The 1194-nt window shown below is 68.5% G+C and carries 1 protein-coding gene; it reads left to right on the top strand.

All coding sequences use genetic code 11. The annotated features are described in order from the left end of the window. Positions 1-318: 318 nt before the first annotated feature. On the top strand, positions 319-822 hold the full coding sequence (locus ACSBPG_RS31895) for an RT0821/Lpp0805 family surface protein (RefSeq protein ID WP_435541285.1): 504 nt from the start codon (positions 319-321) through the stop codon (positions 820-822). Positions 823-1194: the final 372 nt, after the last annotated feature.

Raw genomic sequence — 1194 nt, 5'->3', positions numbered from 1 at the left:
ACCCGCGGGTTATGGCAGCCCAGCGGGTGCGCCGGGCGCTCCGGAAGCAGCGGCTCCATGCGTTCCCACAACTCACCCGGCAGCCGCCAGCCGTCGTCTTGAACCAACTTGCCCATTGAAACCTCCGGGCCGCAATGCACTGGACGTTCAACAGAGCAGGCGAAACCGGATCCCTACTGGAATAGGCTCTTAGCATGCGGCGTTGGTCCGCGCAGCGGGGTCATGGCAAAATCGGCGACGCCTGCCCCTTTCGGGAATAGGCCTGACGGGGACGGTGTTCGTACCGGTAACACGGCATTCCAACCGAGGCACAAGAACATGAAGAGGCTCAGTCGGTCGGTGGCGGCGCTGCTCTGCACGGCGCTCCTGGCGTCGGGGTGCATGGCGAGCGATCCCGGCGGCGGGTACAGCAGCGGCTACGGCAACAAGCAGACGGCGGGCGCCGTGCTGGGCGCCGTGGTCGGCGGCTTGGCGGGCTCGCGCTTCGGCGGCGGCACCGGCAAGCTGGTGGCGGTCGGCGTCGGCACGCTGCTCGGCGCCGCCGTCGGCAGTGCCGCCGGCGCGTCGCTGGACCGTGCGGACGCCGCCTACGCCCAGCAGGCCGAAGCGCGGGCCTACACCGCGCCGGTCGGCCAGACCATCACCTGGAACAACCCGCAGAACGGCAACTGGGGCAGCTACACGCCGATCAACGACGGCTACTCGTCGACCGGCCAGTACTGCCGCGAGTTCCAGACGACCGCCGCCATCGGCGGCCAGGTGCAGCAGGTGACCGGCACCGCCTGCCGGCAGCCCGACGGCAGCTGGCGGATGGCCCAGTAGGCGGCCGCACCCGCCGCTCCACCCCGCCGCGGCGGGGTGGAGCGGCGGCGGGGCGAACCTCGACCGAAAAAAAAGTCTTGCGCCGGGAGCGGGACCCCGCTTATAAACCGGCTCCCGACGCGCTGGACGGTTCGCAAGACGAACCGGCGGCGCCGACGGAAGACCGAAAGCAGCCTGTCGGAACGGTTTGAGCGGTGAAAGATCCGCACAAGCAGAAGGCAGGATCAGCCGAGGTCACGATGGCCGCAACCCTCCGGGATATGCGGCAGGGATCTTTGACAAGTGAAACGTGATCGAGAAGGGATGCGCAGGCGGATGGGCTCTGTGGTCCGGTTCACGGGAGTGGATTGGACATCGGGTCGTTCGCAAGTC

It is taken from the genome of Azospirillum sp. ST 5-10 (genome assembly GCF_051225715.1).
In the GTDB taxonomy this organism is placed as follows: domain Bacteria; phylum Pseudomonadota; class Alphaproteobacteria; order Azospirillales; family Azospirillaceae; genus Azospirillum.
This window is presented reverse-complemented; position numbering and strand designations above follow the sequence as displayed.